Annotated in this window: 23 protein-coding genes; 4 read left to right on the top strand and 19 right to left on the bottom strand. The window is 57.1% G+C overall.

Annotation, left to right across the window (positions count from 1 at the left end; translation table 11 throughout):
* Positions 1-180 precede the first annotated feature (180 nt).
* The 3 genes from SLW74_RS19460 to SLW74_RS19450 are packed head-to-tail and all read left to right on the top strand — an operon-like array spanning position 181 to position 3,701.
* A complete protein-coding gene (locus SLW74_RS19460; RefSeq protein ID WP_410929803.1) occupies positions 181-2,535 on the top strand; it encodes an FdhF/YdeP family oxidoreductase in 2,355 nt (784 codons plus the stop codon).
* 57 nt (positions 2,536-2,592) lie between these two features.
* Complete coding sequence (locus tag SLW74_RS19455; RefSeq protein WP_410929867.1) at positions 2,593-3,171, top strand: TetR/AcrR family transcriptional regulator; 579 nt, start codon at positions 2,593-2,595, stop codon at positions 3,169-3,171.
* 50 nt (positions 3,172-3,221) lie between these two features.
* The gene (locus SLW74_RS19450) at positions 3,222-3,701 is read left to right on the top strand and encodes a DUF1348 family protein (RefSeq protein ID WP_410929802.1); all 480 of its coding nucleotides are present in this window, start codon (positions 3,222-3,224) and stop codon (positions 3,699-3,701) included.
* Between the two features lie 91 nt (positions 3,702-3,792).
* On the opposite strand, the gene SLW74_RS19445 is transcribed toward SLW74_RS19450, so the two are convergent.
* Entirely contained in the window at positions 3,793-4,332 is a 540-nt protein-coding gene (locus SLW74_RS19445; protein ID WP_410929801.1) for a single-stranded DNA-binding protein, read from the bottom strand.
* Between the two features lie 9 nt (positions 4,333-4,341).
* Positions 4,342-5,736 carry an MFS transporter gene (locus SLW74_RS19440; RefSeq protein ID WP_074891760.1) on the bottom strand — a complete coding sequence of 465 codons (1,395 nt, stop codon included), beginning with the start codon at positions 5,734-5,736 and terminating at the stop codon, positions 4,342-4,344.
* Between the two features lie 189 nt (positions 5,737-5,925).
* Between SLW74_RS19440 and uvrA the strand changes: the two genes are divergently transcribed.
* Entirely contained in the window at positions 5,926-8,760 is a 2,835-nt protein-coding gene (uvrA, locus tag SLW74_RS19435) for an excinuclease ABC subunit UvrA (RefSeq protein ID WP_410929800.1), read from the top strand.
* Positions 8,761-8,832: 72 nt separating this feature from the next.
* On the opposite strand, the gene bfr is transcribed toward uvrA, so the two are convergent.
* The 17 genes from bfr to rplX form a co-directional block, all read right to left on the bottom strand.
* On the bottom strand, positions 8,833-9,297 hold the full coding sequence (gene bfr, locus SLW74_RS19430; RefSeq protein ID WP_122623962.1) for a bacterioferritin: 465 nt from the start codon (positions 9,295-9,297) through the stop codon (positions 8,833-8,835).
* Positions 9,298-9,536: 239 nt separating this feature from the next.
* Positions 9,537-9,923, bottom strand: coding sequence for a 50S ribosomal protein L17 (rplQ, locus tag SLW74_RS19425; RefSeq protein WP_065988453.1), 387 nt, complete (start codon positions 9,921-9,923; stop codon positions 9,537-9,539).
* A 42-nt stretch (positions 9,924-9,965) separates the two neighbouring features.
* Positions 9,966-10,967: a DNA-directed RNA polymerase subunit alpha gene (locus tag SLW74_RS19420; protein ID WP_007970428.1), complete on the bottom strand. Its 1,002-nt coding sequence runs from the start codon at positions 10,965-10,967 to the stop codon at positions 9,966-9,968.
* Positions 10,968-10,989: 22 nt separating this feature from the next.
* A complete protein-coding gene (gene rpsD / locus SLW74_RS19415; RefSeq protein ID WP_037017742.1) occupies positions 10,990-11,610 on the bottom strand; it encodes a 30S ribosomal protein S4 in 621 nt (206 codons plus the stop codon).
* Between the two features lie 18 nt (positions 11,611-11,628).
* Positions 11,629-12,018: a 30S ribosomal protein S11 gene (rpsK, locus tag SLW74_RS19410; RefSeq protein WP_002555466.1), complete on the bottom strand. Its 390-nt coding sequence runs from the start codon at positions 12,016-12,018 to the stop codon at positions 11,629-11,631.
* 30 nt (positions 12,019-12,048) lie between these two features.
* Positions 12,049-12,405, bottom strand: a complete 357-nt coding sequence (gene rpsM / locus SLW74_RS19405) for a 30S ribosomal protein S13 (protein WP_037017739.1) — start codon at positions 12,403-12,405, stop codon at positions 12,049-12,051.
* Positions 12,406-12,535: 130 nt separating this feature from the next.
* Positions 12,536-12,652 (bottom strand): 50S ribosomal protein L36, encoded by a 117-nt coding sequence (gene rpmJ / locus SLW74_RS19400; protein WP_002555468.1) that lies wholly within the window; start codon positions 12,650-12,652, stop codon positions 12,536-12,538.
* Positions 12,653-12,680: 28 nt separating this feature from the next.
* Entirely contained in the window at positions 12,681-14,012 is a 1,332-nt protein-coding gene (gene secY, locus SLW74_RS19395; RefSeq protein ID WP_065988454.1) for a preprotein translocase subunit SecY, read from the bottom strand.
* Positions 14,013-14,444 carry a 50S ribosomal protein L15 gene (rplO, locus tag SLW74_RS19390; RefSeq protein ID WP_037017733.1) on the bottom strand — a complete coding sequence of 144 codons (432 nt, stop codon included), beginning with the start codon at positions 14,442-14,444 and terminating at the stop codon, positions 14,013-14,015.
* Between the two features lie 3 nt (positions 14,445-14,447).
* Positions 14,448-14,624 (bottom strand): 50S ribosomal protein L30, encoded by a 177-nt coding sequence (rpmD, locus tag SLW74_RS19385; protein ID WP_410929799.1) that lies wholly within the window; start codon positions 14,622-14,624, stop codon positions 14,448-14,450.
* A gap of 2 nt (positions 14,625-14,626) precedes the next feature.
* Positions 14,627-15,127 (bottom strand): 30S ribosomal protein S5, encoded by a 501-nt coding sequence (rpsE, locus tag SLW74_RS19380; protein WP_037017729.1) that lies wholly within the window; start codon positions 15,125-15,127, stop codon positions 14,627-14,629.
* Between the two features lie 3 nt (positions 15,128-15,130).
* The gene (gene rplR, locus SLW74_RS19375) at positions 15,131-15,481 is read right to left on the bottom strand and encodes a 50S ribosomal protein L18 (RefSeq protein WP_037017727.1); all 351 of its coding nucleotides are present in this window, start codon (positions 15,479-15,481) and stop codon (positions 15,131-15,133) included.
* A gap of 10 nt (positions 15,482-15,491) precedes the next feature.
* A complete protein-coding gene (gene rplF, locus SLW74_RS19370) occupies positions 15,492-16,025 on the bottom strand; it encodes a 50S ribosomal protein L6 (protein ID WP_122536825.1) in 534 nt (177 codons plus the stop codon).
* 13 nt (positions 16,026-16,038) lie between these two features.
* Positions 16,039-16,431, bottom strand: coding sequence for a 30S ribosomal protein S8 (gene rpsH / locus SLW74_RS19365; RefSeq protein WP_037017722.1), 393 nt, complete (start codon positions 16,429-16,431; stop codon positions 16,039-16,041).
* 214 nt (positions 16,432-16,645) lie between these two features.
* Entirely contained in the window at positions 16,646-16,951 is a 306-nt protein-coding gene (rpsN, locus tag SLW74_RS19360; protein WP_003186042.1) for a 30S ribosomal protein S14, read from the bottom strand.
* 13 nt (positions 16,952-16,964) lie between these two features.
* Positions 16,965-17,504 (bottom strand): 50S ribosomal protein L5, encoded by a 540-nt coding sequence (gene rplE / locus SLW74_RS19355; RefSeq protein WP_037017720.1) that lies wholly within the window; start codon positions 17,502-17,504, stop codon positions 16,965-16,967.
* A 20-nt stretch (positions 17,505-17,524) separates the two neighbouring features.
* Positions 17,525-17,839 carry a 50S ribosomal protein L24 gene (gene rplX, locus SLW74_RS19350; protein WP_002555478.1) on the bottom strand — a complete coding sequence of 105 codons (315 nt, stop codon included), beginning with the start codon at positions 17,837-17,839 and terminating at the stop codon, positions 17,525-17,527.
* Positions 17,840-17,845: the final 6 nt, after the last annotated feature.

Raw genomic sequence — 17,845 nt, 5'->3', positions numbered from 1 at the left:
AAACGGCCCTCTGACACTGATCGGATTTCACCCGGCAAGTTCGCTCCGACACGCAATCGTCATGTTGGCCGTTGACGGTCCTCTTACCGACAAATGTAACGAACCTTTACCGAGCCGCTTCGTCGTAGCCTTACGAGGGCGACTGTCTCCAGTGCGCCCGCTCCGCCGAGGATCAACTCCATGTCGCTCATCCATCCCAAAGCCCATTTCCGCCCCTACACCTCTGCCGCCGGCGGTTGGGGCTCGGCGAAGTCGGTGATGGAGATCCTCTGGCGTGAGCAGGCACCGATTCGTGCAGGCCTGCCGCTGATCAAGCAGAACAAGCCGGGCGGGTTTGCCTGTGTCAGCTGCGCATGGGCCAAGCCCGGCAAACCCCACAGCCTGGAGTTCTGCGAAAACGGCGCGAAGGCCACCGCGTGGGAGCTGACGTCGCGGAAGACCGACCCGGCCTTTTTCGCCCGGCACACCCTCACCGAGTTGCGCCAGTGGCCCGATTACGACCTTGAGCAACAGGGCCGCCTCACGCACCCCATGCGGTACAACGCTGGAACTGATCGTTACCAGGAAACCACGTGGGAGGAGGCCTACCGCGACATTGGCGCGCAGCTGAAAAGCATGACGCCGGAGAGCGTGGTTTTTTATGCATCGGGGCGGGCCTCGCTGGAAACGTCGTTCATGTACCAACTGATCGCCCGTGCCTACGGCAACAACAATTTGCCCGACAGCTCGAACATGTGCCACGAGAGCACGTCGGTCGGCCTGCAGGAAAGTATCGGCGTACCGGTAGGAACAGTGACGCTGGATGACTTCGAGCACACCGATTGCATCCTGTTTTTCGGCCAGAACGTGGGCAGCAACAGCCCGCGTATGCTGCATCAGCTGCGTGAAGCGCGGCAGCGTGACGTGCCGATCATCACGTTCAATCCGATCCGCGAGCGCGGCCTGGAACGCTTCGTCAATCCGCAGTCCCCGGTGGAAATGCTCGGGCCGAAATCGACGGTCATCAGCACTCAATATCACCAGCTGGCAATCGGTGGCGACACGGCGGTGGTGCTGGGCATTGCCAAATCGCTGTTCGAAATGGACGAGGCGGCGTTGGCTAAGGGTCAGCCCGGAATCATCGATCAGGCGTTTATCGCCCAGCACACCGAAGGATTCGCCGAGTTCTGCAACTGCGCGCTCGAAACGCCTTGGGACACCATCGAGCGTCAGGCAGGACTGAGCCGCAGCGCGCTGGAGGCGGTGGCGACGGTGTATGCCAGACACGAGCGCGTGATGCTGGTTTACGGCATGGGCATCACCCAACACCGGCGCGGCGTGACTAACGTGCAGATGTTGGTGAACCTGCTCCTGCTGCGCGGCAACATCGGCAAGCGCGGCGCGGGCATCTGCCCGGTGCGCGGTCACTCCAACGTGCAGGGCCAGCGCACCGTCGGCATTACCGAAGACCCGAACAAGATTCCTGTGGATAAGATTGAGGCACTGTATGGCTTCGCGGTCCCCTCGAAAAAAGGCCTGAATACCGTTGAGACCTGCGAAGGACTTCTGGACGGGAGCGTGCGCGGATTCATCGGGCTCGGCGGGAATTTTCTGCGGGCGATCCCCGACACGTCCCGCATGGAGCCGGCCTGGAATACCTTGGACCTGAACGTTCAGATCGCCACCAAGCTGAACCGTACTCACCTGGTTCCGGGGAAAAATGCATGGATCCTGCCCTGCCTCGGGCGCATCGAAAAGGATGTGCAAAACGGCGTGGAGCAGGTTTATACCACCGAAGACAGCACCGGCTGCGTGCGGGCGTGGCAGGGTAACAGCGAACCGGCCAGCGCCCACGCCCGCGCCGAAGCCGCGATCCTCGCTGGCATTGCCGAGGCAACATTATCCGGTGCCACCCGGATCGATTGGGACGCCTGGCGCCGCGATTACGCGCTGATCCGTCAGGGCATCGCTCAGGTCTATCCCGAGATTTTCCACGACATGGAAACCCGCATGTGGGAAACCGGCGGCTTTCATCGCCCCATCGCGGCAGCGAAGCGTGAATGGAAAACCGAGAGTGGCCGCGCGATGTTCATCACGCCCGAACTGCTCGAAGAAAACGATGACGTGTACCCGAACCACACACGCCGCGACGTGCTGCAACTGATGACGTTGCGCAGCAATGACCAGTTCAACACCACGATTTACGGCTACGAAGATCGCTTCCGTGGCGTCAGCGGCACCCGCGCGGTCATCTTCATGAACCGCAACGACGTCCTGCGAATGGGCTTCAAACCGGGAGACTGGGTCAACGTCACCACCGCCATCGAGCCTCAGGTCACGCGCTCGGTAGGACCTCTGCAGATCATTGCCTATGACATCCCCGAGAACTGCTGCGCGGCGTACTACCCCGAGTGCAATCCACTCGTTCCCTTGTGGCATCACGCTGAACGCAGCAAGGTGCCTGCGGCTAAATCCATCCCCGTAACGCTGGCCAAGGCTTCACCCAGTGCAGAGGATTTGAAACGCGCGCTGCCGGAGTCTGATCAGGTGCGCTGAGCCTGTTCTTGAAGGAGCGGCTTGACGCGGGAGAACGGACGTTCTACCTTCTGCGTCATGAATACATTAACGGCCAACACCCGCGAGAAAATCCTCGCGACCGCCGAACAGCTTATTTACCAGAATGGCATCCAGGCCACCGGCATGGACCTTCTGGTAAAGACGTCGGGCGTCGCGAGGAAAAGCATCTATCGCTACTTCGCTACCAAAGACGAGGTCGCGGCTGCTGCGCTCAACGCACGTGACGTACGCTGGATGGACTGGTTTCGGACTGAATCAAGCAAGGCCGACACCCCTGAAGCGCGCGTTCTAAATATGTTTGATGTGATCAAAGGCTGGTTCGAGTCCGAAGGCTTTCGCGGCTGCGCGTTTATCAATACCGCCGGCGAAGTTGGCGATCCACAGGACCCCATCCGTCTTATTGCCAAGCTGCACAAGCAGAAACTGCTGGATTACACGCTGGAGCTCTGCGAGCAGCTTGGGATTGCCGATCCGCACACTCTTGCCAGACAGCTGCTCATCCTCATGGAAGGCGCGATCACCGTCGCCCGCGTCATGGGCGACTACAGTGCTGCAGAAAGCGCCAAGGCTGTTGCCCAGTTGATGCTCGAACAGCGCTTGCGTTCCAGTTCCTAACCACACACGTCCCCACCCACCGCCGAATCATCACCGCCTGGAGGCCCATCATGTCGTCCAATGCCCAGACTCGCCCGCCACTTCCTCCTTTCACCCGAGAATCCGCCATCGAAAAGGTTCGCCTGGCTGAAGATGGCTGGAACAGCCGGGACGCTGAAAAAGTCTCGCTGGCCTACACACTCGATACCCAATGGCGCAATCGCACCGATTTTGTCGAGAACCGCGAGGAAGCGAAAAATTTCCTGATCCGCAAGTGGAACAAGGAGCTCGACTACCGCCTGATCAAAGAGCTCTGGGCGTTCACCGACAACCGCATCGCGGTCCGTTACGCCTACGAATGGCACGACGATTCAGGCAACTGGTTCCGCTCGTACGGCAACGAGAATTGGGAGTTCAATGAAGACGGCTTGATGGCGCGGCGTTTCGCCTGCATCAATGACATGCCGATCAAAGAGGCAGAGCGCAAGTTTCACTGGCCGCTGGGACGCCGTCCTGACGATCATCCCGGGTTATCGGATCTGGGTTTGTAACCCTCGAACGCGACCCAAAACAAAGCCCCCGACAACTGAGCTGTGCGGGGGCTTTTGTTTGCCGCGTTATCGCGGCTGGATCAAGCGGTGTTTAGAAAGGAATGTCGTCATCGAAGCTGTCGAAATCAGGCGCTGGCTGCGGCGCTTGTTGCGGCGCAGGGCGTGATTCACGCTGTGGCTGAGGAGCGGATTGCTGTGGGCGTGCCTGCTGCTGCGGACGCGGTGCCGAGTTCTGGGAGTTCTGATAACCGCCACCACCCTGGCCCTGAGGAGCGCCTTCGCCTTGAGGACGGCCACCGAGCAACTGCATGGTGCCTTGCATGTCGACGACGATTTCAGTCGTGTAACGCTTGATGCCGTCTTTTTCCCATTCGCGGGTCTGCAGCTTGCCTTCGATGTAGACCTGCGAACCCTTGCGCAGGTACTCGCCGGCGATTTCGGCGACTTTGCCGAACATCGAAACACGGTGCCATTCGGTCTTCTCGACCTTCTGACCGGTTTGCTTGTCAGTCCACTGTTCGCTAGTTGCCAGACTCAGGTTGGTCACGGCATTACCGTTAGGCATGTAGCGGACTTCGGGATCCTGGCCGCACGTGCCGACCAATATGACTTTGTTTACCCCACGGGCCATAACGTTCTCCTAGGCTTCACACGTTTCCGACGCTGGATTGACCACTTCGTCGAAAGACGCCCGATCCAACAGTTCTTTGTCAAATTTGATATAGATGGCAGCCTCATCGGCGACCACTACTGCATCTGTTACTCCACGTACGGCCAACACGCGATCGGCAAGGCCTGTGTCGCGTTGAGCCTCGGGCGACAACGGCAAGCGAAGGCTGGTTACGTAGGGAGGTTCGCGCATGGTAACAGCAAACGCCAGCCAGATGGCGGCCAGCCCGGCGCCGCCGAGGAACACCACATCCAGGCCGCCGTGCTGGAAAAGCCACCCGCCGAGGATGCCCCCCGCCGCCGAACCCAGGAACTGACTGGTGGAGTAAATCCCCATCGCCGTGCCCTTCCCGCCCGCCGGAGACACTTTGCTGATCAGCGACGGCAGCGACGCTTCGAGCAAATTGAATGCGGTAAAAAAGACCACAGTGCCGATGACCAGCGCCCGCAGCGTGTCTCCGAACTCCCAGAAGAATAGCTCAGTGAGCATCAGCACCAGCACGGCGCCGAGCAAGACCCGCTTCATCTGACGCTTCTTTTCGCCGTAGATGATGAAAGGGATCATCGCGAAGAAAGAAATCAGCAGCGCTGTGAGATACACCCACCAGTGCTGCTCCTTGGGCAAGCCGGCTTTTTCGACCAGCGCCAGCGGCAATGCAACGAAACTGGACATCAGCATGGCGTGCAACGCGAAGATACCCAAGTCCAGACGCAACAGGTCGGGATGACGAAGCGTCGCGCCCAATGCCTGTCGTGCCAGACCGGATTCCCGGTGCTGCAGGGTCACCGTGGACTTGGGCACGACGAAGGCAACGATCGCCACGCCCACCAGCGCCATCGCGCCGGTCGCCAGAAAAAGTCCGGACAATCCGAATGCACTGGTCAGAATGGGGCCGACCACCATCGCAACGGCGAACGACACGCCGATCGTCATGCCGATCATCGCCATGGCTTTGGTGCGATGCTGCTCGCGGGTCAGATCGGACAGCAACGCCATGACCGCCGCGGAGATAGCACCCGCGCCTTGCAGGACCCGGCCGGCGATCACGCCCCAGATCGAGGTGGACTGGGCGGCCAGCACGCTGCCGAGGGCAAACACGATCAGCCCTAAATAGATGACAGGGCGACGGCCGATGCGATCGGAAATAATGCCAAACGGAATCTGCAGGACCGCCTGTGTCAGGCCATAAGCGCCGATCGCCAGACCGATGAGTGCCGGGCTCGCGCCGGCCAGGTCCATCCCGTAAGTGGCGAGTACGGGGAGCACCATGAACATGCCAAGCATACGGAAGGCGAACACCAGCGCCAGACCGCCCGCCGCGCGGGTTTCGCTGCCGCTCATGCGCTCGCTGTGAGAATCGTGCATGAAGAAACCTCGTATGAACCGGCGGCGATTCTACCAGTCCCATCGTTTAGAGCACATACGACGGTTTGCCGCGCATCGCAGGAATATTCTTTTTTCCGAGTGAGGCGGCACGCCCTTCAATAGTGTGTATCCATCCAGTATTTCCCCGTATACTTCCACGTTTTACACGCCCGCCGTGCGAGGCCAGCTTTGGACAAGATCTTGATTCGTGGGGCTCGAACCCACAACCTGAAGAACATCGACCTGACCCTTCCACGCGACAAGCTGATCGTCATCACCGGATTGTCCGGCTCAGGAAAATCGTCCCTGGCGTTCGATACGCTCTACGCCGAGGGCCAGCGCCGCTATGTTGAATCGCTGTCCGCCTACGCGCGTCAGTTTCTATCGATGATGGAGAAGCCGGACGTCGACACGATTGAAGGCCTCTCCCCGGCCATTTCCATCGAGCAGAAGTCAACGTCCCACAACCCGCGCTCGACCGTGGGCACCATCACCGAAATCTACGACTACCTGCGCCTGCTCTATGCACGAGTGGGCCAGCCGCGCTGCCCGGATCACGACATTCCTCTGGAGGCGCAGACCGTCAGCCAGATGGTCGATCTGGTGCTGGCACAACCCGAAGGCACGAAACTGATGCTACTTGCTCCCGTGGTTCGGGAGCGTAAAGGCGAGCACCTGGCGGTTTTCGAAGAGCTGCGCGCTCAGGGTTTCGTACGTGCCCGGGTCAACGGCCGTCTGTGCGAGCTGGACGAGCTGCCGAAGCTCGACAAGCAGAAAAAGCATTCGATCGACGTCGTGGTTGACCGCTTCAAGGTACGCTCAGACCTGCAACAGCGTTTGGCCGAATCCTTTGAAACCGCGCTGAAGCTGGCAGATGGCATTGCGCTGGTCGCGCCGATGGACGATGAGCCAGGCGAAGAGATCATTTTCTCCGCGCGCTTTGCCTGTCCGATCTGCGGTCATGCGATCAGTGAGCTGGAGCCAAAGCTGTTCTCGTTCAACAATCCTGCCGGCGCATGCCCAACCTGCGACGGCCTGGGCGTGAAGCAATTCTTTGACACCAAGCGGCTGGTCAATGGCGAACTCACGCTGGCAGAAGGCGCGATCCGTGGCTGGGACAGGCGTAACGTCTACTACTTCCAGATGCTCGGCTCGCTGGCCAAGCATTACCGCTTCAGCCTCGAGGTGCCGTTCAAGGAGCTCCCTGCCGATCTGCAGAAGGTCTTGCTGGGCGGCAGTGGCAAGGACAGCGTCGACTTCCGTTACTTGAACGACCGTGGCGACATCGTCAAACGTGCGCACCCGTTCGAAGGCATCGTTCCCAATCTGGAGCGCCGTTACCGGGAAACCGAATCGACCACAGTCCGCGAGGAGCTGGCGAAATTTCTCAGCACCCAGCCCTGCCCCGAGTGCCGCGGCACGCGGTTGCGCCGTGAAGCGCGTCACGTGTGGGTCGGCGAGAAGACACTCCCCGCCGTGACCAACATGCCTATTGGCGACGCTACCCATTATTTTGGCGAGTTGAAGCTGACAGGCCGCCGCGGTGAAATCGCTGACAAGATTCTCAAAGAGATTCGCGAGCGCCTGCAGTTCCTCGTTAATGTCGGGCTGGACTATCTGACACTGGACCGTAGCGCCGATACGCTCTCTGGCGGTGAGGCGCAGCGGATTCGTCTGGCCAGTCAGATCGGTGCCGGGCTGGTCGGCGTCATGTACATCCTCGATGAGCCTTCAATCGGCTTGCATCAGCGCGATAACGATCGTCTGCTGGAGACGTTGCGACACCTGCGAGACATCGGCAACACGGTGATCGTGGTTGAGCACGACGAGGACGCCATCCGACTGGCCGACTACGTAGTCGACATCGGTCCGGGCGCAGGCGTGCATGGCGGCAAGATCGTCGCGGAAGGCACGCCGCAGGAAGTGATGGATCATCCGGACTCGTTGACGGGTAAGTACCTGTCGGGCCGGGTGAAGATCGCTGTGCCTGCCAAGCGCACGCCGCGTAATAAAAAGCTGTCGCTCAAACTCAAAGGCGCGCGCGGCAACAACCTGCGCAACGTCGATCTGGAAATTCCAATTGGCCTACTGACCTGCGTGACCGGTGTATCGGGCTCGGGCAAGTCGACGCTGATCAACAACACCCTGTTCCCTCTCAGCGCCACCGCACTCAATGGCGCAACGACGCTCGAGGCTTCGGCACACGACAGCATGGACGGCCTGCAGCACCTAGATAAAGTCGTCGACATTGACCAGAGCCCAATCGGGCGTACACCACGGTCGAACCCTGCGACGTACACCGGGCTGTTTACACCCATCCGTGAGTTATTCGCGGGCGTGCCTGAATCAAGGTCACGGGGTTACGGGCCTGGCCGATTCTCCTTCAACGTGAAAGGGGGTCGCTGCGAAGCGTGTCAGGGTGACGGTCTGATCAAGGTCGAGATGCATTTCCTGCCTGACATCTACGTCCCTTGCGATGTGTGCAAGAGCAAGCGATACAACCGTGAGACGCTTGAGGTCAAGTACAAGGGCAAAAACGTCCACGAAGTACTGGAGATGACGATCGAAGAGGCGCGGACGTTCTTTGACGCCGTACCTGCTCTCGCCCGGAAGTTGCAGACGCTGATGGATGTGGGTCTTTCCTATATCAAGCTGGGTCAGTCGGCGACCACGCTTTCCGGTGGCGAAGCCCAGCGTGTGAAGCTGTCTCGCGAGCTGTCCAAGCGTGACACCGGCAAGACCCTGTACATCCTCGATGAGCCCACCACGGGTCTGCATTTCGCGGATATCCAGCAATTGCTGGACGTCCTGCATCGCCTGCGAGATCACGGCAACACGGTCGTCGTGATCGAGCACAACCTGGACGTGATCAAGACCGCGGACTGGTTGGTCGACCTGGGCCCGGAAGGCGGTTCGAAAGGCGGACAGATCATCGCTACCGGTACGCCCGAGCAGGTGGCGGAAATGAAACAGTCCTACACCGGCCACTATCTGAAGCCGCTCCTGGAGCGTGATCGCGCCTAATCGCATGCTCCTAATAAAAAGCCCCTGTCGCGATCTGCGGCAGGGGCTTTTTTGTAGCGAGCTTTTCAGTCCTCAGAACTGCGACTGAAGGTAATTCTCGAGGCCGATGGATTTGATCAGGCCCAGCTGCTTTTCAAGCCAGTAGGTATGGTCTTCTTCCGTGTCGGCGAGCTGAATGCGGAGGATGTCACGGCTGACGTAATCCCTGTGCTGCTCACAGAGCGCAATACCTTTGCACAGCGCGGCTCGGACCTTGTATTCCAGACGAAGATCGCTGGCGAGCATCTCGGGGACCGTAGTACCCACATCAAGGTCGTCCGGACGCATGCGTGGGGTGCCTTCGAGCATCAGAATCCGGCGCATCAACGCATCAGCGTGCTGAGCCTCTTCTTCCATCTCGTGATTGATACGTTCGTAAAGCTTGCTGAAACCCCAATCTTCGTACATCCGCGAGTGGACAAAATACTGGTCGCGCGCAGCCAGTTCGCCAGTCAGCAGGGTATTGAGGTAATCAATTACATCCGGGTGGCCTTGCATCGCCGTCCATCTCCTCGTGAAAGGCGTTAGTTTGAACCAACCAGACTGGTTGGTCACCCTATGGGATAGCAAATAAAGTCAGAAATACTGCGAAATTCGGCCATTTGGTACCGATGAGGAGGGTTCCGATTATCACTTAGAGTCACCCCATATTCGAGACAATCCGGTTACCAGGGGATGATTATCGCAGGCAACAAAAAACCGGGCACTGGGCCCGGTTCTTTGTAATGACTGATGTCTTATTCAGCGGTTTCTACAGAACCACCGACAGGACGATCAACCAGTTCGACGTACGCCATTGGCGCGTTGTCGCCAGCGCGGAAGCCGCACTTGAGGATGCGCAGGTAGCCACCCTCACGAGTTGCATAACGCTTGCCCAGATCGTTGAACAGTTTGCCGACCATTTCTTTCGAACGGGTACGGTCAAATGCCAGACGACGGTTAGCAACGCTGTCAATCTTGGCCAAGGTGATCAGCGGCTCAGCAACGCGACGCAGTTCTTTGGCTTTCGGCAGGGTAGTTTTGATCAGCTCGTGCTCGAACAGCGACACCGCCATGTTCTGGAACATGGCCTTGCGGTGAGAGCTGGTACGGCTCAGGTGACGTCCACTTTTACGATGACGCATGGTTCATTCCTTACCAAACACTACGTTCGGTGATTACGACGATCAGGCAGTCGCCTTGTCGTCCTTCTTAAGACTTGCAGGCGGCCAGTTGTCGAGGCGCATGCCGAGGGAGAGACCACGAGAAGCCAGAACGTCCTTGATCTCGGTCAAGGATTTCTTGCCCAGGTTCGGAGTCTTCAACAGTTCTACTTCGGTGCGCTGAATCAGGTCGCCGATGTAGTAAATGTTCTCCGCCTTAAGGCAGTTGGCCGAACGTACGGTCAGTTCCAAATCGTCAACCGGACGAAGCAGGATCGGATCGATCTCGTCTTCCTGTTCGACTACAACAGGTTCGCTGTCACCTTTGAGGTCGACGAACGCAGCCAACTGCTGTTGCAGGATGGTTGCTGCACGACGGATAGCCTCTTCAGGATCCAGAGTACCGTTGGTTTCCAGATCAATAACCAACTTGTCCAGGTTGGTACGTTGCTCGACACGGGCGTTTTCCACAACGTATGCAATGCGACGGACCGGGCTGAACGAAGAGTCGAGCTGCAAGCGACCAATGCTGCGGCTTTCGTCTTCATCGCTCTGACGCGAGTCTGCTGGTTCATAACCGCGACCACGAGCTACAACGAGCTTCATGTTCAGGGCGCCGTTAGACGCCAGGTTAGCGATTACGTGATCGGGGTTAACGATCTCGACATCATGATCCAGCTGAATATCGGCAGCGGTAACCACCCCCGAACCCTTCTTCGACAAGGTCAGCGTAACTTCGTCTCGACCGTGCAGCTTGATAGCCAGACCTTTAAGGTTCAACAGGATTTCAATGACATCTTCCTGTACACCTTCGATGGCGCTGTACTCATGGAGCACACCGTCAATCTCGGCCTCGACTACTGCACAGCCGGGCATGGAGGACAACAGGATGCGGCGCAGCGCGTTGCCCAGGGTATGGCCGAAACCACGCTCGAGAGGCTCGAGGGTGATTTTGGCGCGGGTCGGACTGACAACCTGCACATCAATGTGGCGGGGTGTCAGGAACTCATTTACCGAAATCTGCATGGATGCACCTATTTTCTAGCCCTTACTTGGAGTAGAGCTCGACAATCAGGCTTTCGTTGATGTCGGCGGACAGATCACTGCGAGCTGGAACGCTTTTGAAGACGCCAGATTTTTTCTCAGTGTCTACTTCTACCCATTCTACGCGGCCACGTTGGGCACACAGATCGAGAGCCTGGACAATACGCAGTTGGTTCTTCGCTTTTTCACGAATTGCCACTACGTCACCAGCACGAACCTGGTAGGACGGAACGTTAACGGTTTTGCCGTTTACGCTGACCGACTTGTGCGATACCAGCTGACGCGATTCGGCACGAGTCGAACCAAAGCCCATGCGGTATACAACGTTGTCCAGACGGCATTCGAGCAGTTGCAGCAGGTTCTCACCAGTTGCGCCTTTCTTGCCGGCAGCTTCTTTGTAGTAGCCGCTGAACTGACGCTCGAGAACGCCATAAATACGACGGACTTTCTGCTTTTCACGCAGTTGAGTGCCGTAGTCGGACTGGCGACCGCGGCGTTGGCCGTGGATACCAGGTGCTGCTTCGATGTTGCACTTCGATTCGATCGCGCGCACGCCGCTCTTCAGAAAGAGATCGGTGCCTTCGCGACGAGCGAGTTTGCATTTTGGACCAATGTAACGAGCCATTCTTTACAATCTCCTGGATTACACGCGGCGCTTCTTCGGCGGACGGCACCCGTTATGCGGGATTGGCGTCACGTCGGTGATGCTGGCGATCTTGTAGCCGCAGCCGTTCAAAGCACGGACAGCAGATTCACGACCTGGACCTGGACCTTTGACGTTGACGTCGAGGTTTTTCAGGCCGTATTCCAGCGCAGCTTGACCAGCACGTTCAGCAGCTACTTGAGCAGCGAACGGCGTGGACTTGCGAGAACCGCGGAAACCCGAACCACCGGAGGTTGCCCAGGAAAGAGCGTTACCTTGACGGTCGGTGATGGTCACGATTGTGTTGTTAAAAGATGCATGGATGTGGGCGATGCCATCAACCACTGTCTTTTTAACTTTTTTACGAGGACGAGCAGCAGGTTTTGCCATGATTTAATTCCTGTCGATTCGCTGGGGCGATTACTTGCGGATCGGCTTACGCGGACCTTTGCGGGTACGCGCGTTAGTCTTGGTACGCTGACCGCGCACTGGAAGACCACGACGATGACGCAGACCGCGATAGCAACCGAGGTCCATCAAGCGCTTGATTTTCATGTTGATTTCGCGACGCAGATCACCTTCAGTGGTGAACTTCGCGACTTCGCCACGCAGCTGTTCAATCTGCTCGTCGCTCAGATCTTTGATCTTTACCGCCGGGTTAACCCCGGTAGTAGCACAGATTTTGTGTGCAGTTGTGCGACCAACACCATAGATGTAGGTCAGCGAGATAACAGTATGCTTGTTATCTGGAATGTTAACGCCTGCAATACGGGCCATTCAGTGGGACTCCAATTGACAGCTACCTACGCCCCGGAAGCCAAGAAATAGGGCGCGAGATAATATCGCTGTAATAACAAATAATCAACCCAGCAGCGCACTAGCTGCTGGGCTTTTAGCACAGATCACATTAGCCTTGGCGCTGCTTGTGACGTGGTTCCGCGCTGCAAATTACTCGAACAACACCTTCGCGGCGAATAATCTTGCAGTTGCGGCACAGCTTTTTCACCGATGCACGAACTTTCATCACCAACTCCTCGAACCTTATGGGTGCTTCAGCGCAGCATGCCGCTGCCGTAGCCCTTCAGGTTGGCTTTCTTCATCAGGGATTCATACTGGTGCGAAACGAGGTGCGATTGCACTTGGGACATGAAGTCCATCACAACCACGACCACGATCAGCAACGAGGTCCCGCCAAGGTAAAACGGCACGTTTGCAGCGACCACGAGAAACTGTGGGAGCAGGCATACGGCCATCATATAGAGAGCACCGAACATGGTCAGACGAGTCAGAACGCCATCAATATAGCGCGCCGACTGCTCACCAGGACGGATGCCCGGAATAAAGGCACCGGACTTCTTCAGGTTTTCCGCTACGTCTTTCGGATTGAACATCAACGCCGTATAGAAGAAGCAGAAGAAAATAATCCCTGCACTAAACAGCAGAATATTCAACGGCTGACCAGGTGCGATCGACTGCGAGATGTCCTGCAACCAGCCCATACCCTCAGACTGACCGAACCAGGCACCCAGCGAAGCCGGAAACAGCAAGATGCTGCTCGCGAAGATGGCAGGAATAACACCCGCCATGTTCACTTTCAACGGCAAGTGGCTCGTCTGCGCAGCGAAGACCTTACGGCCCTGCTGACGCTTGGCGTAGTGAACAGCAATACGACGCTGACCACGCTCGATGAACACCACGAAACCGATGATCGCTACTGCCAGCAAACCGATGGCGACCAAAGCGAAGATATTGATATCACCTTGACGTGCAGACTCGAAAGACTGCCCGATCGCTCTCGGAAGACCGGCGACGATACCCGAAAAAATCAACATCGAGATACCGTTGCCAACACCGCGCTCAGTGATCTGCTCGCCCAGCCACATCATGAACAGCGCACCAGCAACAAACGTGGTGACTGCAACGAAGTGGAAGCCGATATCTGCTGAGAACGCAACGCCCTGCCCGGCCAAGCCAATGGACATGCCAATGGCTTGAACCAGGGCCAGAACGACGGTGCCATAGCGGGTGTACTGGCTGATCTTACGACGACCAGCCTCACCTTCCTTCTTCAACTGCTCCAGCTGTGGGCTGACTGCGGTCATGAGCTGCATGATGATCGATGCCGAGATATACGGCATGATCCCCAGTGCAAAGATGCTCATGCGCTCCAGCGCACCGCCGGAAAACATGTTGAACAAGCTAAGAATGGTCCCCTCATTCTGTCGAAACAGGTCCGCCAGTCGGTCAGGGTTGATACCCGGAACTGGGATATGCGCACCGATCCGATAGACGATAATCGCCAGGAACAGGAAACGCAGACGAGCCCAGAGTTCGGACAACCCGCCGCTTTTGCCTAGCGCTGAGAGAGCACCTTGCTTAGCCATTTATTCCTCGAACTTGCCGCCAGCTGCTTCGATAGCCGCACGCGCACCTTTGGTGGCTGCGATACCTTTGAGGGTGACTGCGCGAGTAACCTCACCGGACAGCATGATTTTCACACGCTGTACGTTTTGGTTGATCACGTTGGCATCCTTCAGGGACTGCACAGTGACGACGCCTTCAACTTTAGCCAGCTCGGAGGTGCGAACTTCAGCACGATCCATAGCTTTCAAAGAGACGAAGCCGAACTTAGGCAGACGACGATGCAACGGCTGTTGGCCGCCTTCGAAGCCCGGAGCAATGGTGCCACCGGAGCGGGAGGTCTGACCTTTGTGGCCACGGCCACCGGTCTTACCCAAACCGCTACCGATACCACGGCCCGGACGATGCTTTTCGCGACGGGAACCCGGCGCTGGACTCAGATCATTGAGTTTCATCGATTAACCCTCGACGCGCAGCATGTAGCAAGCCTTGTTGATCATCCCACGGTTTTCCGGGGTATCAACGACTTCTACAGTGTGACCGATGCGACGCAGACCCAAACCCTTAACGCACAATTTGTGGTTAGGGATGCGGCCGGTCATGCTTTTGATCAGCGTTACTTTAACGGTAGCCATGATCAGAAGATCTCCTGGACGTTCAGGCCGCGTTTAGCAGCGATGGACTCAGGGGACTGCATGGTTTTCAAACCCTTGAACGTTGCGTGAACAACGTTGACCGGGTTAGTCGAACCGTAGCACTTGGCCAGAACGTTGTGGACGCCAGCAACTTCGAGGACGGCGCGCATTGCACCGCCAGCGATGATGCCAGTACCTTCCGACGCAGGCTGCATGTAAACCTTCGAAGCCCCATGAGCTGACTTGATGGCGTACTGCAGCGTAGTGCCGTTCAGATCAACCTGGATCATGTTGCGGCGAGCAGCTTCCATTGCCTTCTGAATCGCGGCAGGCACTTCACGTGACTTACCACGGCCGAAGCCAACGCGCCCTTTACCATCACCAACCACGGTCAACGCGGTGAAAGTGAAGATACGGCCGCCTTTAACGGTTTTTGCTACGCGATTAACTTGTACCAGCTTCTCGATGTAGCCTTCGTCGCGTTTTTGGTCGTTATTTGACATAACTTAGAACTCCAGCCCGCCTTCACGAGCAGCATCAGCCAGCGCCTTAACGCGACCGTGGTACTTGAAGCCAGAACGATCAAAAGCCACTTGCGATACACCGGCGGCTTTCGCACGCTCAGCGATCAGCTGGCCAACTTTAGTGGCCGCGTCGATGTTGCCAGTGGCGCCATCACGCAGTTCTTTGTCCAAAGTCGAGGCGTTTGCCAAGACTTTGCTGCCGTCGGCCGAGATGACCTGGGCATAAATGTGCTGCGAAGAGCGGTACACGCAGAGACGCACGACTTCGAGTTCGTGCATTTTCAGGCGTGCTTTGCGAGCGCGACGCAGTCGGGTAACTTTTTTGACGGTCATTTGCTATGCCCTACTTCTTCTTGGCTTCTTTACGACGGACGACTTCGTCCGCGTAACGCACGCCTTTGCCTTTGTACGGCTCTGGACGGCGGAAGTCGCGGATCTCAGCGGCCACTTGACCAACCAACTGCTTGTCGATACCGCGGATGACGATATCGGTTTGGTTGGGAGTCTCAGCGGTGATGCCTTCCGGCAATTCGTAGTCCACTGGGTGCGAGAAGCCAAGGGCCAAATTCAGCACCGTGCCTTTTGCTTGCGCTTTGTAACCAACACCGACCAGCTGGAGCTTGCGCTCAAAGCCTTGGCTTACGCCTTGGACCATGTTGTTTACCAACGCACGAGTGGTACCAGCCATTGCGCGAGTTTGTTGATCGCCATTGCGAGCAGCAAAACGCAACTCACCGGCTTCTTCAACAATTTCAACGGCCGAATGAATGTTCAGGTCTAGAGTGCCCTTGGCACCCTTCACCGAAAGCTGCTGGCCGACGAGTTTAACTTCGACGCCTGCTGGCAACTTAACGGGGTTCTTAGCTACGCGTGACATGCTTATCCCCCCCTTAGAACACAGTGCAAAGCACTTCGCCGCCGACACCGGCAGCGCGCGCAGCACGATCCGTCATCACACCTTTGTTGGTGGAGACGATAGACACACCGAGGCCGCCACGAACTTTTGGCAACTCATCGACGGACTTGTACTGACGCAGGCCTGGACGGCTAACGCGCTTCACTTCTTCGATGACCGGACGGCCTTCGAAGTACTTCAGCTCGATGGATAGCAACGGCTTGGTTTCGCTGCTGATCTGATAACCCGCAATGTAACCTTCGTCCTTCAGGACTTTGGCTACAGCCACCTTCAACGTGGAGGATGGCATGCTTACGACGGGCTTTTCAGCCATCTGGGCATTACGGATACGAGTTAGCATGTCCGCTAACGGGTCCTGCATACTCATGGGCTAGACGCTCCTGATACAAAAAAAATGAGCCTTACGGCTACAACCTATCGCCTTAAAATTTCGGGCACGTGCAAGCACTGGCTCTGGCGAGCCGGCAATTCTAGGCGCACCCCAGAAATGAATCAAGCCCCAAAAGGGGCTTGATTCAAATTCAGGCTCTACGCCCATCGGTTCATGGTGATCACGATGGACGCAGTGCGAGAATAGCTGCTTACCAGCTGGCTTTAACCAGACCTGGTACGTCGCCACGCATTGCTGCTTGACGCAGCATGTTACGGCCGAGGCCGAACTTGCGATATACGCCGTGCGGACGACCTGTCAGGCGGCAACGGTTACGCATGCGCGAGGCACTTGCGTCACGTGGTTGCTTCTGCAGTGCGACCGTTGCTTCCCAACGTGCTTCTGGACTTGCGTTCAGATCCACGATGATCGCTTTCAGCGCAGCACGCTTGGTAGCGTACTTGGCAACGGTGAGCTGACGCTTCAGCTCACGGTTTTTCATGCTCTTCTTGGCCATGGTCCTACTCCAATCAGTTGCGGAACGGGAACTTGAAAGCACGCAGCAATGCGCGACCTTCTTCGTCCGTACGAGCAGTGGTGGTCAGGGTAATGTCCAGACCGCGCAGGGCATCGATCTTGTCGTAGTCGATTTCCGGGAAAATGATCTGCTCTTTAACGCCCATGCTGTAGTTACCACGACCATCGAAGGACTTGGCATTCAGGCCGCGGAAGTCGCGGACCCGAGGCAGGGAGATCGACAGCAGACGATCCAGGAATTCATACATACGCTCACGGCGCAGAGTCACTTTGACACCGATCGGCCAACCTTCACGGACTTTAAAGCCTGCGATAGATTTGCGAGCGTAAGTCACAACGACTTTTTGGCCGGTGATTTTTTCCAGGTCTGCAACAGCGTGCTCGATGACTTTCTTGTCACCGATCGCTTCGCCCAGACCCATGTTCAGGGTGATCTTGGTAACGCGTGGAACTTCCATCACGTTCGAAAGCTTAAGTTCTTCCTTAAGCTTCGGTGCGATTTCTTTCCAGTAAATCTCTTTTAGTCGTGCCATGGTCTTCTACCTAGCAGTGTTCAAGCATCAACCGCTTTTTGGGTCGACTTGAAGACACGAATTTTCTTGCCGTCTTCAACTTTGAAACCAACGCGATCAGCTTTGTTGGTTGCGCCGTTGAAAATGGCGACGTTAGAAGCGTGCAGTGGCGCTTCTTTCTCGACGATACCGCCCTGTACGCCCGACATCGGGTTTGGCTTGGTATGACGCTTCACCAGGTTGATCCCACCAACGACCAGACGGTCGTCAGCGAGAACCTTGAGCACCTTACCGCGCTTACCTTTGTCTTTGCCGGCGATCACGATGATCTCGTCGTCACGACGAATCTTTTGCATGTCGGA

The organism is Pseudomonas sp. W5-36 (assembly GCF_046540455.1).
Taxonomy (GTDB): domain Bacteria; phylum Pseudomonadota; class Gammaproteobacteria; order Pseudomonadales; family Pseudomonadaceae; genus Aquipseudomonas; species Aquipseudomonas graminis_B.
This window is presented reverse-complemented; position numbering and strand designations above follow the sequence as displayed.